We start from the raw sequence: 22,284 nt of genomic DNA, 5'->3' as shown, positions 1-22,284 counted from the left end.
CATATTAAGGGAAAATTATGGTAAGTGCCCTCGCCATTGAAAAGCCGCTTTTGATAGAGCTCGCCCTGATGTTTACGGTGATGCTCATCCGAAGGCGTTATTACGAGCAATTGAAGAGGATGGAGACTTACTCCATCAAGTCGAAAATCAGCATATCATCAGTGCTGATCAGTTGAACCGCGATATTTTGGTGCAGCTATTTCGTCTGGCTGCGAAGTATGAAAGTAACCCTGCACGCTATCGCTCGCCGCTGCAAGGGAAGATTCTCATCAGTGCTTTTTATGAACCAAGTACGCGTACGCGGCTATCATTCGAAAGTGCCTGGCATCGCCTAGGTGGCGATATCATGTCAATTACCGATCGCTCCTCTACAGGGATTGCCAAAGGAGAGTCTCTTGCCGATGTCGCAGAGATGTTTAATAACTACGGCGACTGTGTGGTACTGCGAGACAATGCCAATGAGTCTATAGCGGAGATGGTTGGGCCGCTGCGTATTCCTATTATTAATGCGGGTAACGGTATTGATGAACACCCAACACAAGCAATGTCCGACCTATACACTATTTTCAAATGGTGCCCAGCGCTACTTAATCCAGAGCATGAGGATTTTCGCCAGCTAAAAATCGGCATTGTTGGCGTTCCGAATCAAATGCGCACGGTGCGTAGTCTGCTTAAAATGTTTGTGCATTTCCCCGAGATTGTCGATGAAATAGTATTACTCAACGACCAAGATGAAGACACCATATTCGACTCTGGCCAAAAACAGCAACTCATCGATGCCGGCATCCATATTCGTACCAGCAAGGAGATGGATGAGGTTCTGCCGCAGCTAGATGTGGTGTACATCAATGCCATTGCTTGGGTAGGCGATAGTTTTGAAACCTATGGCAAAAAATATGGCCTCAATTGCAAATCTCAGCTGAAAAAAGACGCCATCATCTTGCACCCTTTAGCTCGAGGTGAAGAGCTCTCCACCTGTTTAGATGATACGCCTCATAATTGGTATTTCTCCCAAGCGCGAGGCGCAGTATTTTTACGCATGGCACTTCTCACTTGTATGGTGCAGCGAGCCGATACAGTGATGGATGTCATTTAGCTAGCGGTTTAATTTAGTAAGGATTTTACATGTGCGGTATAGCGGGAGTATTTAATCTCGATCCAACTCAATCCATTGATCCACAGCTGCTTGTCAATATGGCGGCTATCCAACACCATCGCGGCCCCGATGGTTTCGGCTACCGTCGTATTGAGGGTAAAGGCATCGGCTTTAGTCATGCCCGCCTTTCTATTATTGACCTGAATGAGCAACGAGCACGACAGCCTTTTATGAACAGTGATGAGCAACTGATGCTTACACACAACGGCGAGTTCTATGATTATGCCCGAATTCGTGCCGACTTAGTGGCTCAAGGCGCTCGTTTCCAATCGAAAAGTGACTCAGAAATTGTGCTCCATCTTTATCAGCGCCAAGGGATGCAAGCGATGCTGGAGCAACTGCGTGGGGAGTTTGCTTTTGCACTGTATGACAACAAAGAAGACACACTGCATTTGGTGCGTGACCGCTTCGGGATAAAGCCCCTGTATTACACGCAAACACAAGACGAAGTGGTGTTTGGCTCAGAGCTAAAAGTGCTGTTTGCGCACCCCAAGGTTAAGCGACAGTTTTCCAGTGCTGGGCTCTATCATCAGCTTATTCAAGTGATGGTGCCGGGGAGCACGGCATTCGCTGACGTACACCAAGTCAAGCCGGGCCATGTTGTCAGTTTTAAACGGCAAAATGGGCAGTGGCAAATAACGGATAACCGCTATTGGGACGTTAACTTTCCCCGCGCTGAGGAGCACCAAAATGACGCCGATGAACAGTTGTATATACAAGGAGTCCGCGAAAAGTTACTAGAAGCGGTGCAGCTGCGTTTAACAGCAGATGTGCCAGTTGGCTGTTACCTGTCGGGTGGCATTGATTCTTGCGCGATTCTCGGGCTCTCTTCGGCGGCGAGTCAGCAACCTATCAAGGCATTCACCATCGGCTTTGATAGCGACGATTATGATGAAACCCCCATAGCAAAAGAAATGGCCGAAGCCACGCAGGCCGATCATCATATCATGTCACTAAGCGGTGATGAGCTTTACAGTCATTTTGAGCGCACCTTATGGCATACCGAGCGCACCATTTACAACACCTTAGGTGTGGCAAAATACCTCATGAGCCAGCAGGTGAACGACGTAAACTATAAAGTGGTGATGACTGGAGAAGGGTCCGATGAGCTCTTTGCTGGCTACCCTTCGTTCCGTAACGACTTGTTCCTTTATGGTATGGATGAAGTGGATGCCGATGAGCGCGCAAAGTGGCAGAGCATGTTACAAAAAACCAATAAGCTCTTTAAGGGCGCGATGCTCTCGCGCAATGAGTGTCGTAATGAGGCCTTGGAAAGCCTAGTTGGTTTTACCCCCAGTTGTTTACAACCTTGGCTGGCTTGTGGTGAGTTTGCCGATGGGTTGGTGGCTGAGCAATATAAAATAGCCTTAGCTGATTATGATGCTGGCAAAGCCATTGCGGACACCTTTGACAACGATATGTTAGCAGGGCGTCACCCTCTCGATAAGGCGCAGTATGTATGGATTAAAACCATGCTCGAAGGGCAGATTCTCACTTGGGGTGGTGACAGAGTCGATATGGCTAACTCGATGGAAGCGCGGCCAGCGTTCTTAGATCATCACCTTGCTGAGTTTGCTTTTAACATCCCTCCTCATCTGCGTATTAAAGACAACAAAGAAAAATACGTGTTACGTGAGGCAATGAAAGGGTTACTGCCGGAGACCTTATACAAACGGGAAAAGTTTGCTTTTATGGCGCCGCCCGCTCACACCGATGAGAAAAAGTGGCAAGCGATGAAGCAGTTAGCTGACAAGTACCTAAGCGACGAGGCATTAGCACAATCAGGCCTGTTAGACCCGCAAGCTGTGGCGGATTTATTTGCCCTTCACGATGCCCCTGACACTGATGATGCATTGAAGGTGCAGTTGGATGCGGTGATTAATCACATGATTGGCGTTCAGGTATTGCATCAGCAGTTTGTAGCAACCGATGTGCCTCAACAGGCTGCACAATTGGCGCAACATTATGGTTGGCGTGCTGACGACGCGCACCAAGGTGCACAAATATAGAAACCGAATAGGGCTGCAAGCGCAGCCCTTTTTATGGTGTTAGGCAAAAGGTTTAAAGGCATCGTCCAGTGGTGTGTCGGCGAGGTGATTTACGTAGTTACTCATCACTTTTTGGCTGAGAGCAAGAATAATATCCAATAAATTCTGCTGACTATAGCCGGCAGCGAAAAAGGTCTTACTTTGTTCATCGCTCAAGTGACCACGCTGACGCACAATTTCGAGCGTGGTATCACGCAGTACTTCTAGCTTGTCGTCACCTAATGGCGCCTGGTCACGCAAAGCCTGATTAAGGTCGTCATCTACCTTCATTGATTTGGCAATCGCTGAGTGCGCAGGGACACAGTAATGGCATTCGTGTTCAACGTTAATACTCTGCCATACCACTGTTTTTTCGGCATTATTGAATGAGCTGTTTAAAAAGGCTTCATGCAATACTTGGTATCCGTGTAAAAGCTGTGGCGATTCGGCCATGACTGCGTGCAAATTAGGAATACTACCAAAAGCTTGTTGTGACTTCTCTAGTAAGGGTTTGCTACTTTGTGGCGCGGTCTCTGGGGTATGTAAAGTAAATTCTTTCATCGCTATCTCCTTTTGGTGTGTAGGAAGTAGACTAGGCTTATTTGAACGTTTATTCAAATAAGCTTTAGTTATATCTGACTTCACACCCATCTAAGGTGCGGTGAAATAAAATAACGGTAAATCGGGTCGCACAGGGCAATAAAAAAGGGCCACTAGGCCCTTTTTCAAATAACTCACTACTTAAAAGTAATAACCAATATTGATATTGAAGCGGCGTTCTGTTTCATCGCTGTCACCAGCAATAGAACCCCCTACAAATGGCTGATTCTTAGCATGTACTAAGTCAAAGTAGGTGAATAACCCGCCTGCGGCAACAGAAACGCCGGTTACGTTCATCCACGTGTCTTCGCTGTTGTCAGACTTGTCGTAGATGATGCCGTAGTCATTGTAAAACTGCAGATTGGTTACCGGACCCCACTCAACAGGGAGGCTGTAGGCAATGTTGGCGTTGGTCATTGTGGCTTCTGCGGCAATACTGTCATAGAAGGAGTAAGCACCTACCGCCATGCGATCGACGTTGTCGATATCGTAGTTGTAGTCACCATGTTGCAACTGGAAGTTCCAAGGGCCGATGTTGCTATTTACGTGTACAGCCCACGCTTGGTAATCTCCGGCACGGTCATTACCATCATGCAGGCCACCGGCTAAGCCAGAAACACCAATCTCAGTTTTGCCACCTTCATGCTCTAAGTGGTAAGCGTAACGACCTGAAAAGGTATTGTATTCACCAATCGGGTTGGTTGGCTCTGCGTAGATACCATCACCCACATTTCTAAAGCCAACAACATCATAAGAGTAACGATCACTGCGATTATCGACGTAACCATCAACGCCACCTAGCTCATCATTTTTGAAAAAGCCAAGATCGAGCTGCCAGTTATCGGCTACTTTACGCTTAAATAGCACACCCATGTCATGGTCATCTTCTAAACCAATGTAGTAAGTGGTGCCGAAGAACCAGTTGTGTGAGTTGTACGGCCAATTACCAAAAGGCACTTTGGTAATACCGGCCTGCACTTGCCAGTCTTCTGCGAAATCGTAGCCAACATAGGCATATTTCACGGCCGTCATGTAGTCGAAGAAGCGAATCTCAGCGTTGAGCTCGACATCACCAATATCGCCAGAGAAATTTAACCGGAAGATATCGAAGTCAAAGTCGCCGCCACGATTTTTATTATCATCATCGTAAGAGGTATGGCTGAAGTTGGTACGTACTGCACCACCTACATGAATGCCATCTTCTTTCTCGGCGCTCTTTTCCATCGCCACTGTTTGCTCAAGTTGCTGTTCTTGTTGAGCAATACGGGTATTAATCTCTTCTTGCTGCTGTGCTTGTTGCTCTGCACTTTGCTCAGCGGCATCAAGCTTTTTCTGCAACTGCTGCATTTGCTTTTGCAACTGTGCCAGTTGCTCCTTCATTGCCTCCATTTCTGGGTTCGCCATTGCGGTGCCAGAAACACAGGTAATGGCAAGAGCCAATGCGGTCTTCTTGAACGTAGTCATAATTGCCCTATGTTGTTGCCATAATCACTTAGCCTAGACTAAGTATTTGAATTTTTCGAAGTTGATTAACCAGATTAAATACTGGCCAGTGGCGTTAAGGGATCATCCTAGATACGACCCCTCTATACCAAACCGTGCTTTAGTGTAGCAAGAGGAACCGTTTTGGGGAAATGTGTAAGTGTTTACTAATATTAGAGTTATTCTGATTTTCCAGGGTCAACCTGACGGGTAATTGCACCCACTTCCAGTAGCGGAGAGGCATCTATGTTATCTGCGTCCATCATTGCGGCGATGCGCTGCATCGACGAAAGTAGCAGAGTTTGTTCCCATTCAGAGAGACTGCTGAACTTCTCGATAAAGTGATCTTGAAGTGGTTGTGGTGCCTGATCAAGCAGCGCTTTGCCTTGCTCGGTTAAATATAAGCTCACTCGGCGTTTATCAAGTTGGCTGCGCACGCGGCTTACCAGCGCTCGACTCTCTAGCCTATCTAAAATATTGGTGACTGTTGCCGGGCTAAGATTCACATTTTGGGCAATGCGGCTGGCCGTGATGCCGTCGGTTTGTGCCACTTCATGCATAATTAGCAGCTGTGGGCCAGTGAGGCCGGACGTTTTGTTCAGTTGTTTGGAGTGCAGATCAATGGCGCGGATGACCTTACGCAGGGCAATTAATAACTCGTCATACTTTTGCATTTCCAACCTCCAACTGACTAAAGCAGCCATTATACCTTTAAATACCAAGCGGACTACACCCCCTTGATAAAAACCGTTACGTTTAAGGTTTATAAAAACGTGGCGAGTTTAGGCTATTGAAACTAAAGTTAATCATTATTACCTAGCGCAATACAACTATGAGTATTAGAAGCAAGTTATTACTGGCCTTTGTCAGTGCAATTATTCTACCTCTGGGTATCATTGCTGTTATTGTTATTAATCAAGCGCGTGACCAAGCGCTGAGTAACTTTCAAGACTTAACTAATCGCGAAGTCATCCAGATTGATAGAGGCCTCAGTTCGTTTTTTGCCGAGGTTGTGAAAGATGTGGACTTTCTCGCCTCACATCCCAAAGTGTTGGCAGCAACCACGGATGTCACTCTGTATAAAAACAGTGACACCAGCAGCGAACTCGATGCGCTAGCTGGCTCTCAAATTGAGCGGCAGGCGTTTACGTTGTTTAGCCATTTTGGCGAAACCCATCCAGGCCTTGCCTATGTGTATATGGGCAACCAAGAGGGCGGCTATATTCAGTGGCCACAATCAGCAGTTGGCCCTCGCTACGACCCGACCCAACGTCCGTGGTATGAACATGGTGCAGATGCAAATGGCGAGACGGTGCGCACCAATGCTTATTATTGGGCTGCTGATGATACGGTGATCGTGTCCACCGTAAAAGCGGTGAAAGAAGGCGGGCAAGTCGTGGGTGTGCAGGGGATGGATGTGTCGTTAAAGGCACTCACCGATATGGTTAAAAAAATCACTTTGGGTGAGTCGGGTTACCTCATGCTGGTAGAAAATAGCGGTACGGTATTAGTTAACCCTAAGGATCCAGAGCATAATTTTAAACAATTCTCCCAAGTCAGCAACGGCGCTTTTAGCGAATTGGCGCAAAGCCGTAATGGCGACTTTGAGGTGACGTTGGCCGGTGAGGACTACTATGCCCACCTCTATACCTCGCCACAGCTAGGTTGGAAGTTCATTGGTTTAGTACCGCAAAGCGAGGTGATGGCGGCGGCTAACGCCATGACGTGGACGATTATAATCGTTTGCTTGGTACTTGCTGGGATATTTGCGTTGTTAGGTAATACCATAGCGGGGCTTATCAGCGGCCCAATTATTACTGTTAGCAAAGGCTTAGAGGATATCTCCGAAGGGGATGGCGATCTTACCCAGCGGCTGCAAGTAAGCTCGAAAGATGAGACGGGTGCTTTGGCAGCGAACTTCAATGTGTTCTTAACTTCTATTGCCAAGTTGGTGGCACAAATAAATGACACCGCGAAAGAAGTTAATGAGGCTGCAACACATTCATTGTCACTTTCGAGTAGCTTAAACGGTTATACTGATCAGCAGCAGCAGGCACTTGCAATGGCTGCCACGGCCATTAACGAAATGGCGGCAACCGCAAATGAAGTGGCGCAAAGTTGTGCCAATGCTGCCGATTTAGCTCAGCAAACACGCGATGCCTCCGAGCAAGGGCAAGAAGTCATTACCGAAGCTGTGGCCAGTGTCACTGAGTTGTCGCAGGCGATTACCTCGGCGGCGAGTGACATTACCCAGCTCGCACAAGAGAGCGAAAGTATTACCTCCATTTTGGATGTTATTCGTGCCATTGCTGAGCAAACTAACTTATTAGCACTCAATGCCGCAATTGAGGCGGCCCGTGCCGGTGAGCATGGACGTGGCTTTTCGGTAGTTGCTGATGAGGTGCGAGCGCTGTCACAACGAACCTCACAATCGACAGAAGAAATCGCCACGCAACTGGATAAGCTCAGAGCGATGAGCGAAAGGGTTGCGGGGGAGATGAATCAAAGCTTGGCTCGCAGCACCCAAACTGTTGAACAAACCAATGCGGCGCAACAGCAGTTTGTGGAAATTAATCGCTCAGTGATGGATATTAGTGATCTCAATACGCAGATAGCGACGGCTGCAGAGGAACAGCAGCACGTGGCGGAAGATATTAATCGTAATGTCGTAGAGATTAAAACCGCCGCTGATGAAGTCAGTGAGGTGGCGACTAAAACAGACAGCAGTGGCCAGCGTTTAGATGCGCTTGCGAAACAATTGGCCGCTCTAGTTGGGCGCTTTAAAACCTAAATGCAAAGTAAAAACATGACCGCGAGATGAATTATTTTCGCGATATATTTACTTAATTATGATTATTTGGGTATGGTGAAGCTGCATTGGCTTTTTTAAGAAGGAACGAAGTATGCAGCTTTCACCTAGTGTTACTATCGCTCGATGTGAGTCGGGTTTAGAATACTTACAGGTTAATTCACCCTTGTGCCAAGCCCGTATTTTTCTTCAAGGCGCACAACTGACCGAATACACTCCAGCTAACCAAAAACCACTTATTTGGGTATCGAGCGAGGAGGATTACCAAGAGGGCAAAAGTATTCGTGGCGGGATCCCCATCTGTTGGCCTTGGTTTGGAGTGCATCAAAATCCCGAATGGCCCATTCATGGTGTGGCTCGAGTATCGTTATGGCGTGCAGAAGAAGTAAAAGAAGAACAAGACGCCATTCGCATCAGCTTGTCTTTGCCGATGGCGCAGGTGGATAAAACCTACTGGCCTCACAACACCAAGTTAGAGGTTGAATATGTACTGAGCGATAAACAGCTTGAGGTACGGTTGACTAACACCAACTTAGGTGACAGCCCAGTGCAACTAACACAAGCACTGCATAGCTACTTACCGACCCCAGATATTACGCAAACATCCGTAGACGGCTTGCAGGGGGCACAGTACATCGAGTTTGGTGAAGGGCCCTTTGAGCAACAAGAAGTGGTTCACTTTGGCCGTGAAACCGATATGGTTTACAGTGATGCACAGCCATTGCAGCGTATTCGCACCCCTGACGGCACCATTGAGGTTGCCCGGGAAAACTCGCGTTCGTGTGTTTTATGGAACCCCTGGGTAGATAAGTCTCAGCGGTTATCGAACTTTGCGGACGACGAATACCACAAAATGCTGTGTTTAGAGGCCGCAAATGTGCTTGACGATAAAGTTGAACTTGCGGCGCAGCAAAGCCATACACTAGCAACCATTATTCGCTGGGGCTAGTAACGGTCTATGGGCTCGTCATTTAGTAATGAGCAGATTGAGCACCTGCCACAGCACCAAACCGTGCAATTACAACCTTTGCCGGGAGCGGCGTTAGGTTATCGCCTAACACGGGCCTTGTTGTGGTTAGTGGGGTTGCTCGTTGCTACAGCCGCTGTTGCCTATTTGCGACCGCTTGATTTTGCCGCTTTGCGCCCCTGGTTGCCCTACGTTCTCCCAGCTTATGCATGTCTACACATACTCTGGCAGTACCTTACTTATCGCCATAGCGGTTATGCGATTCGCGAGCATGATGTGATGTATCAACGGGGGGTTATTTGGCGAACAACCACCCTACTTCCTTTTGCTCGTATTCAGCACAGTGAAATTCATCATGGGCCACTTGAGCGACTCTGGTCTGTAAGTACCTTGCAGTTATTTAGTGCCGGTGGTTTTGCTGCCGACCTAACCATGAGTGGGCTGCATCATCAACAAAACCAAGCCCTGCGCGACGTTATACAGCAGTACCACAACGATGAGCAATAATAGCAGTAATACGGCTGAACCAGCGCAGCATTGGCAGCGCTTGAGCCCATGGGCGATTCTTTATTTCATTGTGAATACCGGTTACCGACTTATCGCTGATGGCTTCTTAAATATGTTGCCGGTCTTGGTGCTCTTTGTTGTAAATGTTGAACGTAAGATATTTTGGGCAACATGGGGTGGGGGAATCGCGCTGCTGGCATTAGTTGCGTATGGCTGTGCTTATTACGCAACATTTCGTTTTCGGGTGCAAGGCGATGCTCAAGTGTTGCTTCATAAAGGTGTGTTTACTAAAGAGCGTCTGGCGTTACGTTTTGCACGGGTGCAAAATATTAACCTTGCCACGCCTTTTTACTTTGCTCCTCTGGGAAGAACAAACTGCCAGTTTGACGCCGCTGGTAGCAGTGACAAAGAGATAGTCTTACCCGCTTTGAGTAATGCCCATGCGCAGCAACTACGTCGCTTTATTTTAGCGTCGAAGCAGCGCAGTGATGAAGAGGAGGCTGATACAGAGCAAGAGGCTCAAGTAGCAACCTCGTCTGATTTAGCCTTGCCGAACCATGAAGTGGCCAAATATGGGTTAATGTCGAATATGGCATTGCTGGCGCTAGCGGCTCTCATGCCTATTGTGAATATGGTCGATGGACTATTTGAGCAACTGGTGATCGCTAATTTAGATGCCTTTTTCAATGCTCACGACCTTTTGGCTGCATACGCTGAAGAGTTAACCTTGATCACTTTGCTAATCGCCGCAGTGATACTTACGGTCGGTGGTTCAGTGATCATGGCGATATTACGGTTTTATAATTTTGAACTTTTTATCGAGCAGGCCCGTTTTCGTCGAGTTGCTGGGTTGTTAGAGCGCCAGCAACTCAGTATGCATTTTACCAAGGTGCAAAGCGCGACCATTAAGCAAAACTGGGTCGCGGTATTATTGCGCCGTTATACCCTGAGTTTTGCGCAAGTGGCTACCTTCGGCCCGAAACATCAGCAGGATAAGCAATCGCTGTTATTGCCGGTGTTAACGCATGCGCAGATGACCCAGATGATGGCAACGATGTTTCCTTGGTTTGCTAATTATGACAGTGATTTGCAGCCGGTATCTCGGCGTTACTTTTGGCATCGCGTCGGTTTATTGGCCGCATTGCCATTAGCTACAGTGAGTTGTTCATTGGCGGCTTTTATGCATTGGGCGTTCATTGCGTTGACGCTGTTAATACTGCCTTTAGCGCTTTACCATTATTGTATATACAAGCGTCTTGGCTGGCAGTTAGTCAGTCATCAAGGGCAGGAGTTTTTAATCCATCGCAGTGGCCTAATTGGCAGTGTGCTCACGGTATGTGAGCTCTTTAAAGCGCAGCAGGTCAGCGTGGTGCAAACAACATTAATGGCCAAAGCTCAGGTCGCAACCATTAGTATTCAGTTTGCTTCAAAGCGTCTCACCTTGCCATTTATGCCTGAGCAGCAAGCACGGATGCTGGCCGATCGACTGTTATTTCACATAGAAACCGACCAGCGCGCTTGGTTTTAATGGCTTTTTAGCCTAGCTATAAGCCCGCTTGTGTTGTGTTTGTGTACGACGGTTACGCTTAGAAGCCTTCTTACGGCGGCTTCGCACATACCACAAGTAAAACCCTGTGCCCGCCAGCCAAACTGGGCTTAAACCGATCACCGCCCAGATGATTTTGCTAACAAGACCGGCAAAATAGCCAAAGTGTAACTTGCGAAAGCTATCGATTAATTGCCAACCAAATGCTACCTCACGGATATCCCAGTTGCTCATATGGGCACCTGTGTCACGGTTATAAGTCACCATATTACCGTATTCACTGAAAAGCGGATTGCTGCTGTCGACTTCTCCCCAAAAGGTAATATGGTCATCTCCCTCATGAGGTAACGTGATAAAAGTTGGCTTAAAGCTGGCAATTTGTGTGCGACTGTCGTCCATTAATGACTGCAGTGATAAGTTTGCCGAATGTTGTTTATTCATCACCACAGGATGCTCTTCATCGGCATGTTCAATTACTTCGTGATACCACACAGCGTAGTTAAAGTAGCCCCCGGTGATCGCCAATATAATGAGAATGGGAGAGCCAAAAACCCCCGTCATTTTATGAATGTCACTGAGCACAATTTGCAGCGTTGCTCGCCAGCGTAAAGTGAACAAACGACGCCAAAATTTGCGATAAATGATAAGTCCCGTAACCCCTAACACCAATAAGAACAGTGCGAAGAAAAACCCCAGTACTGTTCCTGTTTGTCCTGGTAAGGAGTCCAAGTCATTGAGCATAAAGGTGTAATGCAGCTCTACCAAGAAATCGGTAATGTAATGTGTGGTGCTAACAGGTTCAGAAAGTGTCTCGCCAGTGTATTGATTGACGTGGAACTTGTACCAATCCTCGGTGCCTTTTTTGATTGTGTACACTCTATCTGCAGTGTCATTATCAAACACTTCCCACGCAGCAATAACGTGTTCTGGATAACGTTGTTCGATGCGCTCGGTGAGCGTATCAAGCGACAACCGCTGTTCAGTATTGGCGACGGCAAAGTGTTTTTGCGGCATTAGCCAGCCATCTATTTCGCTTTTAAACACCAAAATAGCACCAGTGATACTGATCAACAGTAATGGCAGCATGGCAGCAAGAGCTAACCAGCTATGAATTTTAAATAGGGTTTTACGCATGGGACTAAGCGAGCTTTCTGACGGTTATGCAAATAATAACGATTATCAAAAATAATACAACCATACTCGTTAAGCGTAAACATAAGCTGAAAATGTAATTATATCTTTACGTTTGCATGATGCGTTGAGTGCCGTATTGCTATTGCTTAGTAGGCTAGCATCTATACAATGCGCGCCTTAAAAAGTTGTTAATAATCATGTGTTTACATTAATTGTTTGTTTATTAACGGCCTGTTTTCTATTTTAACGATTAGTTTAACAAAAGAGGTTGCTTTGACTGAGTATTTGCCCATTATTTCGTCTTTTATCTTAGCTTTTAGCTTTATGCCGATGCTAAATAAAGTTCGCAAAAACCGCAGTGTTTCTGGGCTTTCTTTGCTTATGATGAGTTTTGGCGTAGCGCAAAGTATTTACTTTATTGCCTTCAACCTATTTTTTGAGCGTTACTACATGGTTTTACCTTTTGTGGTGACCGGTATGCTCAGTAGCCTTATTTTGTACTATTTTCTTCGTTACGATGCCGCAGCCAAGCAGCGTAAGCAATTATTGTACATGCTACTATTCAGCGTGGCGCCGTTCTCTTTATTGGCTAGCCCTTACGTTGATGCCGATAGTCTGCTTATCGCTCTGACGTATGTTGGTCTGGTTATGAGCTCAATTCGCGTTATGCCACAAACCTATAAAACTTTGCGCAGTGGTGATGTTAGTAACTTGAGTGCGCGCTATTTTATGTTGCAGCTTTTGGCAGGGTGCTTTGGTCTGACGGCTGAACTTTATATGGCGGCGCCCAGCGTGTCGCATATTCTTAACTTTGTGATGATCTTATTGACCAATGCGGCGCAATTAGCCTGTATTCAATATTACCGTCATCGTCCTGCTATGGCATAAGTTCGAAGTAAAAAAGGCTGCCCGTATGCAGCCTTTTTCATCGTTTAAATACCCCACTTTATGCCCTCTCTTGTCGCCCTTTCAAGTCACCTAATCTCTCCATCTCGTTGATACGTATTATCGGTCATGGCTACAGGTGATGCCGTGGTGTAAAGAAACTGCAAACTAGTAATACTTCCTTACAAATGTCACCTTACTTATACACGGCAACTTGTTAATATAACGTGAGTATAGATTTATCAAGGTAAGTGGGTATGCACAAGGTACTGAAAAAGTTGTTGGTGGCGCTGGGAGTCGTGTTAGTAACGGGGCTTGCTGGAGCCGCTGTTATGGTGTCGGCAAAGAAGCCAGATGAGACCAAGCAAGTTGATACACGCCCAGTCGTTGAGGTAGAGCAGCTTGCGGCCAACGATCATCAAGTGTTGCTATCCACATATGGTGAGGTACAGCCTCTTGAAAGCACTCAGCTTGCCGCGCAGGTTACCGGCGAGGTGGTAAGCTGGAACGAACGCTTTGTTGCAGGCGGTATTGTTGAGCGTGGCGAGCTGCTGTTCACTATTGAAAAAGATAACTATGAAGCTGCGGTATTACAAGCCGAAGCAGAGCTTGCTCGGGCCCAAGCGGCATTAATTGAAGAGCAAGCACAACAAGACGTCGCCAAAGACGAAGCTGCCCGTACACCGGGTGTAAAGCGTTCAGCATTATTCCTGCGTGAACCTCAGGTGCTCAGCGCCAAAGCTGCTGTGAAATCAGCAGAAGCAGCGTTAAAGCGTGCTCAGCGTGATTTAGACAACTGCGAAGTCCGCGCCCCCTACGATGCCTTAGTGATCAGCCGAAACGTAGGCCAAGGACAGTTCGTTTCTGTGGGTAGCCAAGTAGCTGAACTTAACAATATCGAGACGGCGGAAGTGATTGTCCCCGTGGCTGGTTTTGACAGTGCCTTTTTACCACAGCGTGTTGCTGGCACGCCGGCCACCATTATCCGGGAGGGTTTAAACGGTTTCACTCGCAGTGCCGTGATCGATCGCGATTTAGGCGTGGTCGACAGCGCTACGCGTATGAGTAACTTGGTGGTGCGTGTTAACGATCCCTACGCTATGCACGGGCAATTGCCTAAGCTGAAGTTTGGCAGCTATGTGCAAGTGCAGTTCGCCGGACAAACTTTGAAAGAGATTTTCCGCCTGCCGCAAGAACTGGTGAATAACCAGACGGTGTGGGTGGTGAATAAAGACAACCTGCTGCAACCTCGACAAGTCAAAGTGGTACGTGAAGAAGATGAGTTTTTTCTGATCAGTGGTGGCCTTGATGCTGACGACCGTGTGGTTATCACTTTGCCTGAGTACCCGCAAGAAGGCATGGAAGTGCGTATTGCCGGAGCTGTAAATAGCTCTGAAAATAGCCCCAAGACAACGGATCAACTGTAGGAGCCGATAATGCAACAGCAAAAACAAACCGGCATTATCGCTTACTTTGCCAATAACCCTGTGGCTGCCAACTTGATGATGTTATTCATCATCATCATGGGTATTGTGAGTTACATGACCATCCAGCGGCAGATGTTTCCCAATGTTGAAGTCAACTATATCACCGTTCAGGCTAATTACCCGGGAGCCTCACCACAAGAGATTGAAGAAAGCATCCTGATCAAAATTGAAGAGTCACTTAAGGATGTAACTGAAATCGAAAAAGGGGTGTATCGTGCCTTTCGCAACTCAGGAAGCGCGCAGTTAGAGATAGACCCAGATGTTGAGCTCACCGATGTTTTAGATAAAGTTAAGCTGCGTGTTGATGGCATCGCGACCTTTCCTGCGGGAATGGAGCCTGTCACCATTAGCCAAGTAGAGTTCCGCCAAGATGTCATAGGCATGTCTTTGGTGGCTGATTTACCTCTGACAGAACTCAAGCCTATAGCCAATAACATTGAGGATGAGTTACTACAGCTAAGCAATGTGTCGTTGGTGCAAAACGATGTGCCACTCGATGAGATTGCTATTGAAATCAAGCCTGATACTTTGCGCCGTTATAGCCTCACACTTAATGATGTGGCTAGTGCGGTAAGACGTTATTCGGCTAACTTCTCCGCTGGTCAATTACGTACCGATGCCGGCATTATCTCTGTGCGTGTAGAGGCGCAGTCATACTCTGGTGAGGAGTTCCGCTCTATTCCAGTGAAAGTCGGTACTAATGGCGCGAAGGTCCTACTGCAAGATGTGGCGGTAATAAAAGACGGTTTCACCGAGGGTGAGCGTTATTTCAAGTTCAACGGTAAAAACGCCATTTACCTCAGCGTGAAAGCAACCAAAGAACAAAATATGATTCCTGTGGCCGAATCGGTTAAAGCCTATATCGACAGTAAGAATGAGTCGCTCCCCTCTGGAGTGCGTCTTGTCCCCTTGATGGATATGACTTACTACCTCAATGCGCGCTTGGACATGATGCTGAAAAACTTGTTCCAAGGGGCCATTTTGGTGGCCATTATGTTGAGCTTGTTTTTACGTTTTAAATTGGCTCTGTGGGTGATGGTGGGCTTACCTGTCTGTTTCTTGGGTGCCCTGATGACCATGCCGTTATTTGGCATTAGTATTAATATCGTATCGTTATTCGCCTTTATCATGGTACTTGGAATCGTGGTGGATGATGCCATTGTCATAGGCGAAAGTGCCTATACAGAAATTGAGAGAAAAGGCGGTGGCGTTGAAAATGTGGTGCGCGGCGCTAAACGTGTCGCCACACCGGCGACTTTCGGGGTGCTTACTACGATGGCGGTATTCGCGCCATTTACATTATCAAGTGGTCCTGAACGAGCCTTTTTCTTCGGTATCGCCGTGGTAGTGATGGCGTGTTTGGCGTTTAGCTTGATTGAATCAAAACTGATTTTACCTGCGCACATCGCTCATACTAAGTTCCCACCTATTAAAAAAGATGGGTTCAGAACGCGCTTTAACACTCGATTCTTTGCTTTCGTTAATGGCCCTTACCGACGCACGGTAGAAAAGTGCATCGAGTGGCGTTGGGTGGTGCTATTGGGTTTCATCGGTATGTTAGTGCTCAGTTTTACACTTATAGCCAGCAACCATGTGCGCATGGTTCCCACACCAAAAGTGCCGCATGACTTCCCGCAAATTAATATCGAGATGAACGACAATGCCTCGGACATGCAAACTATCCGAGCGGTGCAAAAAATTGAAGCCATGGTGCGTGAAGTTGATCGCGAAACCGAACAACAAGCTGGGCAAAAAATGGTGCGTGATTTGTTGGTGTTTAACCAAGGCCGCACGGAAGCCACAGTATTGGCGCCACTCGTTGAAGAGGAAATTCGCCCTTATAACGCTTTTGAACTGTCGCGCCGTTGGCGCGAAGCTATGCCAGAAATAGCCGGCATTAAATCACTGACTATCCAAGATGATGTCAACGGTAACCCGGGAGGGGACGGCGAATTCGGTTACCTACTATTTGGTTCCGATATTGATACGCTTAATGCCGCTGGGCGTCAGTTTATCTCCATGCTGCAACAGCAAAAGGGGTTGTTTGATATTAGTTCAACCATCGACCCAGCAAGCAAGGAAGTGCAGCTTAGTCTCAAGCCAGTGGCCTATGACTTGGGTCTAGATTTGCAAGATATTGCTAATCAAGTTGGGGCAAGTTTCTATGGTGGTGAAGCGCAACGGGTGATCCGCAATGGTGAAGAAGTACGGGTGATGGTGCGTTACCCTAAACTGACGCGCGAGGCGTTCTCATCGTTAAAACACACCGTAGTGATGACTCCTAGCGGTCAAGAAGTGATGTTAGGTGATGTGGTTGAACTTCAAGAGCGCCCGGGTGTGAGCTATATCCGCCGCGAGGGGGGTTACCGCACCGTCTATGTGTATGGCAGCATCGATGAAGAAATGGTGGAGCCAACAGCCGTTGTTAAACGCATTAAAGAAGACCTACTGCCACAGCTAAAAGAGGACTTTCCTTCGGTTAAAACTGAGCTTGGCGGCTCCATTGAAGAGCAGCAAGCGCAGGCAAATGAGCAAATGCTGTTTTTCATTGCGGGAATGATCATTGTTTATATTCTTTTAGCTGTGCCGCTGAAGAGTTATAGCCAGCCACTCATTGTGATGTCGGTGATCCCGTTCAGCTTAACAGGAGCATTGTGGGGACATTTTTGGTTCGGCCTTGACCTCAGTACCATGTCTTTCTTCGGCCTAATCGCCGCCGCCGGGGTGGTTATCAATGACTCATTGGTAATGACTGACTTTGTCAACCAAGCGCGCCGTGAAGGACACAGCACGGCCAGGGCAGTGGTTGAGGGCGGCTGCGCCCGTTTTCGTGCTATTACCCTGACGTCGATTACTACCTTTGCCGGTGTCCTACCCATTATGTTCGAAACCAGCCTACAAGCTAAATTCGTCATCCCTATGGCCGTAGCATTAGGCTTTGCGGTAATGTACGCAACGTTACTGACACTCATTTTGGTACCTTGCTTATATATGATACTCGCTGATGTGCGCCGAGCATTTGTTAAGTTCTGGCAGTTATTCAGTCGCAGGCCAAAAGCGGCAAAGGCGTAAGCAACTAATAGAAGGGAAGGAGACTTCCCTTTTTTAGTATCAAAGTATTATATTGCTTCAATAAACCAATACTTTATTGCGCTATGGCAAAGGGTGAAAGTAGAATATTAATCTTTCAGCTGGTTAAAAATTAAGTTACCTTTAAGTTTTAATTAAGCTTTATTGGGTTGCTACCTGGTTTGTTTAGGAAAGCCAAATTGTGAGGTTTGCAATGGTGAAGTCTTTACCCGAAAGTGAATGGATCAGCGTGGGCACGCTCAGTAGTCATACCCAGTTGTTTCGTGGCGACGTGGTTGAAGTAGAAGTATACGACACCCAAGGGCTAGTCAAAGATCTCAGTTTTGTCATCAATATTGAATCGGACCAGCAAGGGGAACCTCAGAATTGGTCCCGTGAAGTGGCGCAATACATTAACACTCATATTCCTTTAATGCAGGCTGGGCGCATGACCGAGCAAGGATTGATTGTTGGCTATCGTGGTAATGAAATTTATGCCAGTAGTCGCTGTGGCATTACTGAAGTAGTCATTAATTATAACTGTGTAGCTAAAAGCCAAGATCAGGTAGGAGAAATGGCTTCCGGCTATGATCACATTTTTCCTGTTAACCACGAGTCCTATCGCGCTGGTGACCGAGTACTGCATTTAGCGACTGGAAAGGTGTACCGTTGCAAGCCTTGGCCGTATACCGAACTGTGTCGTTTGGGTGGTAAAAACCACGATCAATACGAACCAGGCGTTGGCTTAAATTGGCAAACAGCTTGGCAAGAAGTAGAGGAATAGTCGCCCTGTTGAGCAAATGATACACTGACGGCTCAGTTTCAGTGTATTGAGGTCATTTGTGCAAGCACCCATCGCCAAAAAGGTTCCCCACTTACTTTCCCACCATGGTCAGCAGCGCCAAGATGATTACTATTGGATGCGTGACGATAAGCGTGAAAACCCCGAAGTTCTAGCACACTTAGAGGCGGAAAATCGGTATTGTCAGCAAATGCTTTCGTCTACTGCGCAGCGCCAGCAACAGCTGTTCGCCGAGCTCAAAGGGCGCATAAAGAAAGACGACAATACCGTGCCGGTCAAAGATGGCGCTTATTGGTATCACAGCGAAGTCAGTGGTGATGAAGAGTACGGCCGACATTTTCGTGCAACCAGTTTTAGTGGTGATAATAAAACCCTGCTGTTGGATGTTAATCAGCTTGCACAAGGCCATGACTTCTATGATTTAGGTGAGGTGGCAGTGAGCCCTAATGAGCAGCTTCTTGCCTATGCCGAAGATACCTCGGGAAGACGTATCTACACCGTGGTGTTTAAGGATCTCGCCACCGGTGAGCTGCTTAGCGACACCCTCACTAATACCGAGGGCCAAGTAGTCTGGGCCAACGATAACCAAACAGTTTTTTATGTGCGTAAAGATGAACAAACACTGCTGGGTTATCAGGTGTTTCGTCATCGCTTAGGTACGGCGCAAGAGCAAGACGTACTGGTATACGAAGAGAGTGACCGCAGCTTTTACATGGGGCTGGGCAAAAGCCGTGACGAGAGCCTGATCTTTATCGATTTAGAAGCCACAGAAACCAGCCATACCTTCGCTATTGATGCCGATAATCCGTGTGCTCCAGTAACGGAGCTGCTGCCGCGCACCCAAGGGCACCTGTATGATATCGATAAGCTAGGTGAGCACTTTTATATCGTCAGCAATTGGCAGGCGAAGAACTTCCGCTTTATGCAAGCTACTGCTGCGCAATTAGCCGACTTACAGCAATGGCAAGAGCTTGTTGCCCACCGCGATGATGTTTTGTTAGAGAGTGTCGAGCTGTTTGAGCACTACTGGTTGCTCACCGAGCGCCAGCAAGGGCAGATAGGCTTTGTGGTGTACCAGCACCGCCAAGGCATGGCGACGGGGACGCCGATGCCACTGCAATTTGCCGACCCCTGTTACTTTGCCGGTGTGGCCATGAATCCCGAACCGAATGTGAGCAAGGCGCGGGTGTTTTATTCGAGCTTAACAACGCCGGGTAGCTTGTTTGAGTTTGATTTAGCCACGGGTGAGAAAACCTTGTTGAAGCAGCAGCAGGTGGTGGGTGAGTTTAATGCCGATGACTACGCCAGCGAACGCTTGTTTATCACTGCGCGTGACGGTGAGCAAGTGCCTGTTTCTCTGGTATACCGTCGTGATTTATTTAAAGGCGATGGCAGCAACCCGTTGTTACAGTATGGTTATGGTGCCTATGGCATTACCATCGATCCAAGCTTTTCTAGCACCATCCTGAGTTTACTCGATCGTGGCTTCGTCTATGCTATTGCGCATATTCGTGGCTCAGAGATGCTGGGCCGGCAATGGTATGAAGCAGGCAAGCTCAAACATAAGCAAAATAGCTTCAATGACTTTATTGATGTTACCGAGGCGCTGGTTGCCAAGGGTTATGGTGCCGAGGATAAAGTGTTCGCCAGCGGCGGCAGTGCCGGTGGCCTACTGATGGGGGCGGTCATTAACCAAGCTCCGCATTTATATCGTGCGATTGGCTGTCATGTGCCCTTCCTTGATGTGCTGACCACTATGCTGGATGAGAGCATTCCACTGACCACCAACGAGTATGATGAATGGGGTAACCCCAACGATGAGGGCGATTATCAAACCATCGCGGCTTATTCTCCGTACGATAATATCAAGGCGCAAGATTACCCCCATATTTTGGTAACCACTGGGCTGCATGACTCACAAGTGCAGTACTGGGAACCGATGAAATGGGTTGCGAAAATGCGCGAGTACAAAACCGATAATCATCTATTGTTATTTAAAACCGACATGGAGTCGGGTCATGGTGGGGCTTCTGGGCGATTCAAAAGCCTGCAAGAGAAAGCCCTTGAGTTTAACTTCTTCCTACATACTTTGGCTGAAGATGAGCATCAATAAACCTTTTTCACAGGCGTGTGAAAACAATAAAGCGCCAATATTGGCGCAATTACAGCGTATTTTTAAAAATACTGAGCAGGTGCTTGAGATTGGCTCGGGCACCGGTCAGCACGCTGCTTTTTTCGCTCCTCGATTGCCGCATTTATTGTGGCAAACCAGCGATTTACCGGCTAACCATGATGGCATCGAGCTATGGCTGCAAGAGGCACAGTGTGACACCCTGTTACCGCCATTGTCTCTCGATATTGGCGAGCCTTGGCCGGTATCGCAACCAGATGGTATGTTCACTGCCAATACCCTCCATATTGTCAGCGAAGCGCTGGTTGAGGCGTTCTTTGCAGGGGTTAGTGAGCATTTGCCAGTGCATGGTCAGTTATGTATTTACGGGCCTTTTAAGTATCAGGGTCAGTTCACCAGTGCCAGCAATGCACAGTTTGATGCCATGCTCAAGCAACGCGATCCACGCAGTGGTATTAGGGAGCAACAATGGCTGGTCGCCTTAGCCAAGCAAGCGGGACTGACCTTGATTGATGATGTAGCGATGCCTGCGAATAATCAGTTACTGCACTTTGAACGGACTAAGCGCTAAGCATTGTTGTCTATACAAGTCCAGCTGCGCACTTTCGCGAGCCACAAAGTCCGTTAATGCGGCAGTGAATGGGCTGTCACAAAAGCGATGGCAGGAGTGGGTGAAAATCGGCGCAAAGCCACGGGCGATTTTATGCTCCCCTTGAGCGCCGCTATTAAAGGTTGTTAGCCCCTCGTTTATACACAATTCAATACCTTGGTAATAGCATAGTTCGAAGTGCAAGTGCTGGAATTGCTCATCGCAACCCCAATATCGACCGTACAAGGTTTGCTGGTCGCGCAGATAAAGGCTTGCGGCGACAATGGTACCTTGGTGCCAAGCGCTGATAATGACCAAGTGGTCAGCCATCAGCGTGAGTAGCTGGGTGAAAAAGTTTGCGCTTAAATAGCCCAGGTGGCCTGAGCGCTTGAGGTAGGTTTGCTGGTAAAAGCGGATCATTGCATGCATTAACTCGGGGCTAATTTCCCGGCCTTGATGCACTTGTACCTGCAACTGCTGCGCCGCAATCTGTGCTCGTTCTTTTAACACTTGCTTGCGCTTACGAGACTTCAGTGCGCTACAGAAGTGCTCAAAGTTGTTATAGCCATGATTGCGCCACTGAAACTGTACCGTTTGACGCTTTAGTAAAGGGGGATGTGCCAAGTGTTGGCTGACGTCGTCATTGTAAAAGTTGATATGCCATCCCGACCATTGCTGTTGCTCGGCTTCGTGATCTAGGGCGTTGGCGAGAGCGATAGCCGCTTGCTGTGGGTCAATATCACGGTAAGCGATACGCGGGCCGGTGATGGGCGTAAAGGGGATGGCGCTAAGCCATTTAGGATAATAGTCAAAGCCGTATTGCTGATAGGCCTCGGCAATACTCCAATCAAATACATACTCGCCATAAGAGTGAGACTTTATATAGCCTATACATAGGGCGACCAGCTGCTCACCTCGGTATAAACCTAGATGGTAGGGCTGCCAGCCGGATTGTGCGCAGGCGCTCCCGGATTGCTCCAGGGCGTAAATAAACGAATATTGGCTAAAAGGGTGAGCGCTGAAAAACCGTTGCCAAGTGGGTTGTCCAACCTCGGTGACCGACGTAAAGAAGCGATGCGTCAGTGCCGCCATG

At 47.7% G+C, this 22,284-nt stretch carries 17 protein-coding genes; 12 read left to right on the top strand and 5 right to left on the bottom strand.

Annotated features, from left to right (window positions below):
• Nucleotides 1–109: 109 nt before the first annotated feature.
• A complete protein-coding gene (locus PRUTH_RS15065) occupies nucleotides 110–1,096 on the top strand; it encodes an aspartate/ornithine carbamoyltransferase family protein (protein WP_151173637.1) in 987 nt (328 codons plus the stop codon).
• A gap of 29 nt (nucleotides 1,097–1,125) precedes the next feature.
• Nucleotides 1,126–3,165, top strand: coding sequence for an asparagine synthase (glutamine-hydrolyzing) (gene asnB, locus PRUTH_RS15060; protein ID WP_151173636.1), 2,040 nt, complete (start codon nucleotides 1,126–1,128; stop codon nucleotides 3,163–3,165).
• A gap of 39 nt (nucleotides 3,166–3,204) precedes the next feature.
• Here asnB and PRUTH_RS15055 read toward each other — a convergent pair whose 3' ends face one another.
• The 3 genes from PRUTH_RS15055 to PRUTH_RS15045 form a co-directional block, all read right to left on the bottom strand.
• Nucleotides 3,205–3,744, bottom strand: coding sequence for a carboxymuconolactone decarboxylase family protein (locus tag PRUTH_RS15055; RefSeq protein ID WP_151173635.1), 540 nt, complete (start codon nucleotides 3,742–3,744; stop codon nucleotides 3,205–3,207).
• A gap of 180 nt (nucleotides 3,745–3,924) precedes the next feature.
• A complete protein-coding gene (locus PRUTH_RS15050) occupies nucleotides 3,925–5,247 on the bottom strand; it encodes a porin (protein ID WP_022944947.1) in 1,323 nt (440 codons plus the stop codon).
• Between the two features lie 197 nt (nucleotides 5,248–5,444).
• Nucleotides 5,445–5,939, bottom strand: coding sequence for a MarR family winged helix-turn-helix transcriptional regulator (locus PRUTH_RS15045; RefSeq protein WP_022944948.1), 495 nt, complete (start codon nucleotides 5,937–5,939; stop codon nucleotides 5,445–5,447).
• A 158-nt stretch (nucleotides 5,940–6,097) separates the two neighbouring features.
• Between PRUTH_RS15045 and PRUTH_RS15040 the strand changes: the two genes are divergently transcribed.
• The 4 genes from PRUTH_RS15040 to PRUTH_RS15025 all read left to right on the top strand — a co-directional run bounded on the left by PRUTH_RS15040 (nucleotide 6,098) and on the right by PRUTH_RS15025 (nucleotide 11,076).
• Nucleotides 6,098–8,056 carry a methyl-accepting chemotaxis protein gene (locus tag PRUTH_RS15040; protein WP_151173634.1) on the top strand — a complete coding sequence of 653 codons (1,959 nt, stop codon included), beginning with the start codon at nucleotides 6,098–6,100 and terminating at the stop codon, nucleotides 8,054–8,056.
• 112 nt (nucleotides 8,057–8,168) lie between these two features.
• The gene (locus PRUTH_RS15035) at nucleotides 8,169–9,023 is read left to right on the top strand and encodes a D-hexose-6-phosphate mutarotase (protein WP_053911049.1); all 855 of its coding nucleotides are present in this window, start codon (nucleotides 8,169–8,171) and stop codon (nucleotides 9,021–9,023) included.
• A gap of 9 nt (nucleotides 9,024–9,032) precedes the next feature.
• Nucleotides 9,033–9,548 (top strand): PH domain-containing protein, encoded by a 516-nt coding sequence (locus tag PRUTH_RS15030; protein ID WP_022944951.1) that lies wholly within the window; start codon nucleotides 9,033–9,035, stop codon nucleotides 9,546–9,548.
• Nucleotides 9,538–11,076: a PH domain-containing protein gene (locus tag PRUTH_RS15025; protein WP_151173633.1), complete on the top strand. Its 1,539-nt coding sequence runs from the start codon at nucleotides 9,538–9,540 to the stop codon at nucleotides 11,074–11,076. The genes PRUTH_RS15030 and PRUTH_RS15025 overlap by 11 nt, the downstream gene beginning before the upstream one ends.
• 12 nt (nucleotides 11,077–11,088) lie before the next feature.
• Here PRUTH_RS15025 and PRUTH_RS15020 read toward each other — a convergent pair whose 3' ends face one another.
• Complete coding sequence (locus tag PRUTH_RS15020) at nucleotides 11,089–12,228, bottom strand: PepSY-associated TM helix domain-containing protein (RefSeq protein WP_151173632.1); 1,140 nt, start codon at nucleotides 12,226–12,228, stop codon at nucleotides 11,089–11,091.
• 273 nt (nucleotides 12,229–12,501) lie between these two features.
• Here PRUTH_RS15020 and PRUTH_RS15015 point away from each other — a divergent pair, with 273 nt between their 5' ends.
• The 6 genes from PRUTH_RS15015 (at nucleotide 12,502) to PRUTH_RS14990 (ending at nucleotide 21,173) form a co-directional block, all read left to right on the top strand.
• A complete protein-coding gene (locus tag PRUTH_RS15015) occupies nucleotides 12,502–13,116 on the top strand; it encodes a PQ-loop domain-containing transporter (RefSeq protein ID WP_040643146.1) in 615 nt (204 codons plus the stop codon).
• Between the two features lie 254 nt (nucleotides 13,117–13,370).
• Complete coding sequence (locus tag PRUTH_RS15010; RefSeq protein WP_045979417.1) at nucleotides 13,371–14,540, top strand: efflux RND transporter periplasmic adaptor subunit; 1,170 nt, start codon at nucleotides 13,371–13,373, stop codon at nucleotides 14,538–14,540.
• 9 nt (nucleotides 14,541–14,549) lie between these two features.
• On the top strand, nucleotides 14,550–17,672 hold the full coding sequence (locus tag PRUTH_RS15005) for an efflux RND transporter permease subunit (RefSeq protein WP_151173631.1): 3,123 nt from the start codon (nucleotides 14,550–14,552) through the stop codon (nucleotides 17,670–17,672).
• A gap of 211 nt (nucleotides 17,673–17,883) precedes the next feature.
• A complete protein-coding gene (locus PRUTH_RS15000) occupies nucleotides 17,884–18,453 on the top strand; it encodes a hypothetical protein (protein WP_022944957.1) in 570 nt (189 codons plus the stop codon).
• A 58-nt stretch (nucleotides 18,454–18,511) separates the two neighbouring features.
• Entirely contained in the window at nucleotides 18,512–20,584 is a 2,073-nt protein-coding gene (locus PRUTH_RS14995) for a S9 family peptidase (protein ID WP_257220963.1), read from the top strand.
• Nucleotides 20,577–21,173: a DUF938 domain-containing protein gene (locus PRUTH_RS14990; protein WP_151173765.1), complete on the top strand. Its 597-nt coding sequence runs from the start codon at nucleotides 20,577–20,579 to the stop codon at nucleotides 21,171–21,173. Before PRUTH_RS14995 ends, PRUTH_RS14990 begins: the two co-directional genes overlap by 8 nt.
• Here the strand turns inward: PRUTH_RS14990 and PRUTH_RS14985 are convergent.
• Nucleotides 21,144–22,283, bottom strand: coding sequence for a GNAT family N-acetyltransferase (locus PRUTH_RS14985; RefSeq protein WP_151173629.1), 1,140 nt, complete (start codon nucleotides 22,281–22,283; stop codon nucleotides 21,144–21,146). The two genes, PRUTH_RS14990 and PRUTH_RS14985, sit on opposite strands and share 30 nt — an antisense overlap.
• Nucleotide 22,284: the final 1 nt, after the last annotated feature.

Origin of the sequence: Pseudoalteromonas ruthenica (assembly GCF_008808095.1) — a bacterium.
Classification (GTDB): Bacteria; Pseudomonadota; Gammaproteobacteria; order Enterobacterales; family Alteromonadaceae; genus Pseudoalteromonas; species Pseudoalteromonas ruthenica.
Note: the sequence above shows the minus strand (reverse complement) of the source record. Positions and strands in the feature narration are given on the sequence as shown.

Coding starts and splice junctions, on each gene's coding strand:
- asnB (WP_151173636.1), top strand. CDS start 1,126: ATGTGCGGTATAGCGGGAGTATTTAATCTCGATCCAACTCAATCCATT.
- PRUTH_RS15055 (WP_151173635.1), bottom strand. CDS start 3,744: ATGAAAGAATTTACTTTACATACCCCAGAGACCGCGCCACAAAGTAGC.
- PRUTH_RS15050 (WP_022944947.1), bottom strand. CDS start 5,247: ATGACTACGTTCAAGAAGACCGCATTGGCTCTTGCCATTACCTGTGTT.
- PRUTH_RS15045 (WP_022944948.1), bottom strand. CDS start 5,939: ATGCAAAAGTATGACGAGTTATTAATTGCCCTGCGTAAGGTCATCCGC.
- PRUTH_RS15040 (WP_151173634.1), top strand. CDS start 6,098: ATGAGTATTAGAAGCAAGTTATTACTGGCCTTTGTCAGTGCAATTATT.
- PRUTH_RS15035 (WP_053911049.1), top strand. CDS start 8,169: ATGCAGCTTTCACCTAGTGTTACTATCGCTCGATGTGAGTCGGGTTTA.
- PRUTH_RS15030 (WP_022944951.1), top strand. CDS start 9,033: ATGGGCTCGTCATTTAGTAATGAGCAGATTGAGCACCTGCCACAGCAC.
- PRUTH_RS15025 (WP_151173633.1), top strand. CDS start 9,538: ATGAGCAATAATAGCAGTAATACGGCTGAACCAGCGCAGCATTGGCAG.
- PRUTH_RS15020 (WP_151173632.1), bottom strand. CDS start 12,228: ATGCGTAAAACCCTATTTAAAATTCATAGCTGGTTAGCTCTTGCTGCC.
- PRUTH_RS15010 (WP_045979417.1), top strand. CDS start 13,371: ATGCACAAGGTACTGAAAAAGTTGTTGGTGGCGCTGGGAGTCGTGTTA.
- PRUTH_RS15005 (WP_151173631.1), top strand. CDS start 14,550: ATGCAACAGCAAAAACAAACCGGCATTATCGCTTACTTTGCCAATAAC.
- PRUTH_RS15000 (WP_022944957.1), top strand. CDS start 17,884: ATGGTGAAGTCTTTACCCGAAAGTGAATGGATCAGCGTGGGCACGCTC.
- PRUTH_RS14985 (WP_151173629.1), bottom strand. CDS start 22,283: ATGGCGGCACTGACGCATCGCTTCTTTACGTCGGTCACCGAGGTTGGA.